Raw genomic sequence first — 5,093 nt, 5'->3', positions numbered from 1 at the left:
TAGCTTATTCCATTGGAGATCTGTTAACATAGTTCGCGGCATGATGGTGAGGTCTGGTTGTTTTTTGGCGAAAGTAATTATACCAAATCATCATGCTGTTTAATAATCCCTCACAAAACATCAACACGCCCTATTTGTTCACTATATTCTTTCACTATATTTTTTGACCATTCGTTTACTTTTTTTGTCCCCCAACGACCGGAACAACATTCACTTTTCTATCATATCTTGCCGTTTGAGTAATGTTTTTATGTCCAGTGATTTTTTGTTTTTCGGCCAGTGTACCCTCCAGATCTGAAATCCCTTTTGCTTTCAGATCATGAAATGTGAAGTTAAAGTCCAACTCTGGAAATTTTTCAATAGCGGCGGCTCTGGCTTTTTTCCAGCGGCTGTTAAACCCATCACGGGTGTACTTAGATCCTTTGCGCTGGTGGAGCACATAAATACTGCTAACGCTATTATCTAACGGTAGTGCTTTACTCATTGCAATTGCATTATCTAGCCGTTCTGTCCAGGCTTTGATTTGGGCAACACCCGTTTTCCCCTGTTTAATGAAAATGCCATCTTCCCGTACTTGCGCGTAGGTCAGTGCCAGAACGTCAGCTTGGCGGGCGCAACACAGATAGGCCAGTTCCATTGCAACCTGAATTACTGGTGGAGCAACGGAGTAGATAGCATTGTATTCATCATCGGTGATATACCGATCCCTAGGAATTTCCTTGAATTGTCGAACACCTTTACATGGATTGCTTTTGACCATCCCCCGCTCATAGCCCCACTTATATACACGGGACAAAAAATTTTTCTCGCGATTAGGCTGTGTCTTGGCTTTTAATCCGCGTTTATCCATGTACTTTCGAATATGCTCCGGTTTGATATTGTCCGGTAACATATTCCCAAATACAGGTAACAGCTTACCTGCATATTTTCGGTAATCTTTTTTGGTTTCAGTAGCCAGTGCGGAAAAATCAGGGGAACGAAAAAACGCCTTAACCAAACCGTTTAGCGTTTCGTCATTTTTCTGATTGGCGATTAATTTTTCGTATGTAGCGGTCAAGAACTTCCGGACACTATTTTAGCCTGCTCCCATTGCCTTTCGTATTCAGCAGGAGAAATGCCTCCATTAAAACTATGGGGGCGAATGTAATTATAATATTCGCCCAAATATTTCGTGATATCTCTTATCGCTTCATGCATATCCTGATTGAGGTGGTTGAATATCTCGCCTCGCTGATCTGCAAAGATGAGGCTGATTTACGCCAGAAAAAGTGTGGTGACAATCTTCCTGTGGCTGAATGCTGCTTCTCTGGTGAAGCTACGTGCTGGAATACCTTAGGCTGGCATGAGTTAAAATTGTGATTGTGTGAGATGTCACGATGCTGTATTCAATCCCGCCTTTGGGAGGCGAGATATTGATAACGGTTAACTCTATAAGTGTTAACCGTATCGCAACCAATGTGCCATAAAAGCACGATTAGCGTTTTGCATATCTCTGGGAAGTTGGTCTACATGGGATTCAAACCAAAAAGAGTTGCGATATAACACCACACACATGCTATGGTCAACATCAATGTCAAAGCCAAAGTGAAGATCAAAGTTAGGGACAACGCGAGGGACAAAGCTAGAGATAGGACGAGGGCTAGGGCCAGTGAAATAGATTAGAGATTCTGTAAAACCATTAAAAGAAAAAACTAAATGTAACAATGGATAGTGGTTGCCTGGATGCCCTGTGATAATTGCAGGGCCAGCGTAATAAAACTCATTTATGGCTCGGGTGGTCGCCAATGTCGTCCCTGACGTCTTTCCTGCTCAAGAAAATCGTTAATATGGGAGATGTATGTGCGTTGATGAGTCATAAAAATTCCTCATAATAAATGTCATGGATAATTATAAATAAATCCAATACAGGTCAGAAAAGAATAATGATTTTTGGGACCTAAATTGTTCACTTCCTGCACCAATCTGCAAGATCAAACAAAGATCTCACATCTCACTAAGCGCCAGCACTGGCGCGCTTTAAACAATCCCTTGCAGGTGCATAAAAAGCACTGCATTTAGTGGGCAGGCGTGGCGGGGTCATGACTGCGCGCGGCGGCGTTTGATGGTCATGCCGGCCTCAAATTTCATCATGCGATCATTACCGATGAAACTATATTTTATTCAGGCAAAAAAAGACCGCCCGCAGGCGGCGCTCAATCCGTCGTGTCAGTTATTCTTCATCCTCCAATGAATACCGCTCAAACCGGATCACTTCTTCCCCTATCCAGTCATTGAGTTGCTTCATCTTGCTTTGCAGCGGCATCAGCTCATTGCGCACAAAGACCTTGGCCGCCGCCTCGGAAAGCGGGATAGTCTGGATACCGTCTTTCTTACCGCCTGGTGCATACAGAAACAAATTGCGGAAGTTGCCGGGGCCTTTGCTGTTCTTTAGCGCATCCCGGATATTGTTCACATCGGAAATATTTTGTGAGGCATCGCTGATATACAGGATATACCCCGCATGGCTGCCGTTCAGATAATACTTGCGCCGGAACAGCGTCGCGGACTCATTCAGCAGGGCTGAGGGCAACGCCGCCAGATATTCGGGCAAACCGTACAACTCCTGGTTAATGTCGGGTTCAATCAGGTGAAACACCTGCCCCGTCTCGAACGCATACGGCTGGCTCTGATAGCCATAACGCACAAACCAGTAGGTGTCCAAATCTTCCCCGCGCCGGGTGAATTTGGCCGGGCAATGATGCAGGCTTAAGGGGTGGCCAAGGCGGTTTTTGCGTAACTCCAGATAAGCATTACCGAACAGCATAAAATCCAGCGCCCACGAATCGAACGCCTGCCGGCTCAGTAACCGGTGGGAAACAAAGGTGCTGGTCAGAATATTGCGTTTCACATACACCGCGCTGCTGTGGTGCGGGGCTGCCCGGAACGACCGCTACACACTGAATGAGGACGAATAACCCGTACTCTTAACAGCGATTAAATGACCGTCTGCACAGGCGGTCTTTTTTTTGCTTGAATAAAGTATAGTTTCGATGGTAATGATTACATGATGAAATTTAATTCTGGCGCGCCATCAAACGCCGCTGTGCACAGTCGTGACCCCGCCGCACCTGCGCTGGGACTTAGCGAGGTGAGAAATCCTAGTTTACTCTTGCGGATTAAGGCACGAAATAGTTTTTTATGCAGTAGAGTGTCACGACCTGTATTTACCAAGAGTACAGAATATAAAGGGGGTTTTATGTACAGTGCACAGAGAATTTCAACTTTTATTCATCAAGAAGCGATACGAGGAAGAAACTGGCTGCGATATCACGCCTCTGATTCGAACGATGTGTATTTTTCCCCAAACCCCGGATGTACTGATCCTGCCAACGCATGGCCACATTTACACCTGTCTTATACTTATCAGGATACATTATTCTATTTAGGCGGGAAGACGAGCGACTTACGCAGAATTGACTTATATCAGAATGGCAACTGGAACATACACGCAATTACACAATTTTCAGCCTCCATACAACGGGCAATAATCAGTGTTCAGACATTTTGGACTCCGCCACCAAGAACATATTGATGTATTTTCACATAGAAATAAAAGAGTAACGTGGGGAATGGGTGATTTTATGCAAGAAGAAAATTGCTGCCTTTTATTGACACACTGATACGGAATTTATTCATTCCGTTTAAGGAGATTTCTATGTCTTATTTTGAACGCATTAATAGATTTATTGAATACGAAAGAGGCCAGGGAAGGCACTGGAGAAAAAAGAGTATGACTCAGTTATATTATTCTAGATCTATGACTGGAGGTTTACTCTACGAATACCCTATTTTATGGATTATGACTAACCAAAGTGGTTATCTACGCCGTGTTGTCTATGAAGTCAGTCATAATATGGGATTTTGCTTATATAACAATAGTATTTGGTTCGAATATAATGTAAATCACAATGCCAGCAATATGCTCCCCGCTGTTGATAGCATTCGCCAATTTTGGGGTTAAAGAATAACACTGATGATAGTATTTACTCATTATCACATTCCCGCCGTTCAAAGGCGGGATTGATCGCCTTTCGTGACATGTCACACCATCACAATTTTACCTCATACCAGCCCAGCGTAGCCTAACAGGCAGAATCGCCAGAGAAGCAACATTCCGTCACAGGCAGAGCATCATCACATTGCTGCACTGCCCGTATTTGCATTTTCTAGCGTTGACGCTGGGCAGCTTTCCATTCTGCGGGGGATTTAGTCATTTTCCTCCCTCATTCATCATTATCATTCTGGCTATTTTTAAACGAAGCTGAGGTTAAACTGAAATCAGAGAAAGAGGCGGCACTAAAACTGGCTGATTGGATGCGCTGCATGAGTGAAGCGATTGAAAATCACTGGCAGGATTAAGACGCAGCATCCAGAGGTAGACCCTCTTGTTCAGGATGCATTGCCACCCCAGAGCAAATGATTCTGGCGTGGCAGGAGTAGGCTAAGGGCGTGGTGTCGGTGAGGCTCTGAATAGTCGGCTTTGTGAGTCTGATGCGTACACGTTCACATGGAATTCAATACGGAGGATTCGCTACCCATGCTGCTTTTATTGCAGGCAACACTATATGTTCATACTCATCTAAGCTACGAACGTGTGGATAAACATTTTGCTCATATTTAACGCCACTGGTTGCTAAAACAGGTTTGAATCCAAGTAAATGTAGATATCTTTCTATGTTTGATAAATTAATATAAGGATCATACGCCAAGTCAATAAACTTCGGCGCTTTAATAGTGAGTATTCCAAATTCATTTGCACTTAAAAATCTAGATAGAATTAAATATTCTAAATATATATCAAGGATATCAGCGTCTAACTGATTAGGCTGTAAATGGGGGGGAGGTGCTTGAGCAGGGAGGATTAGCCTGCTTCTCACGAGTGGATAATAGCTGACTATAAATGGATCTCGTGGGGTTATTTTTTTTATAAACATAACGCGATGCTCGACTTTTAGGGTGAGTTGAAATGACATAGCCGCTCCTTTATAACTTTAAGTCGTCAAAAATAGAGAAATAAAGGAACAAAAGGCTATGTCACAGCAAGATTTTATCAT

Annotated in this window: 5 protein-coding genes and 1 pseudogene; 2 read left to right on the top strand and 4 right to left on the bottom strand. The window is 43.6% G+C overall.

Going from position 1 to position 5,093, the window contains the following annotated elements; genetic code table 11:
- Positions 1-175 precede the first annotated feature (175 nt).
- Entirely contained in the window at positions 176-1,057 is an 882-nt protein-coding gene (locus tag Xedl_RS18925; protein WP_083600400.1) for a tyrosine-type recombinase/integrase, read from the bottom strand.
- A gap of 134 nt (positions 1,058-1,191) precedes the next feature.
- On the opposite strand from Xedl_RS18925, the gene Xedl_RS28000 reads away from it, so the two are divergent.
- Positions 1,192-1,359 carry a hypothetical protein gene (locus tag Xedl_RS28000; RefSeq protein ID WP_158024412.1) on the top strand — a complete coding sequence of 56 codons (168 nt, stop codon included), beginning with the start codon at positions 1,192-1,194 and terminating at the stop codon, positions 1,357-1,359.
- Positions 1,360-1,437: 78 nt separating this feature from the next.
- Here the strand turns inward: Xedl_RS28000 and Xedl_RS18920 are convergent, their stop codons facing one another.
- Together Xedl_RS18920 and Xedl_RS18915 are read right to left on the bottom strand one after the other, a co-directional pair.
- Complete coding sequence (locus tag Xedl_RS18920) at positions 1,438-1,785, bottom strand: hypothetical protein (protein ID WP_074025268.1); 348 nt, start codon at positions 1,783-1,785, stop codon at positions 1,438-1,440.
- 424 nt (positions 1,786-2,209) lie between these two features.
- A pseudogene (locus Xedl_RS18915) lies at positions 2,210-2,929 on the bottom strand (phage portal protein); the annotation flags it as partial.
- Between the two features lie 765 nt (positions 2,930-3,694).
- Between Xedl_RS18915 and Xedl_RS18910 the strand changes: the two are divergent.
- Complete coding sequence (locus tag Xedl_RS18910) at positions 3,695-4,000, top strand: hypothetical protein (RefSeq protein WP_074025267.1); 306 nt, start codon at positions 3,695-3,697, stop codon at positions 3,998-4,000.
- A 553-nt stretch (positions 4,001-4,553) separates the two neighbouring features.
- Here the strand turns inward: Xedl_RS18910 and Xedl_RS18905 are convergent.
- Positions 4,554-5,012 carry a hypothetical protein gene (locus Xedl_RS18905; RefSeq protein ID WP_074025266.1) on the bottom strand — a complete coding sequence of 153 codons (459 nt, stop codon included), beginning with the start codon at positions 5,010-5,012 and terminating at the stop codon, positions 4,554-4,556.
- Positions 5,013-5,093 lie beyond the last annotated feature (81 nt).

The organism is Xenorhabdus eapokensis (genome assembly GCF_001908105.1).
Note: the sequence above shows the minus strand (reverse complement) of the source record. Positions and strands in the feature narration are given on the sequence as shown.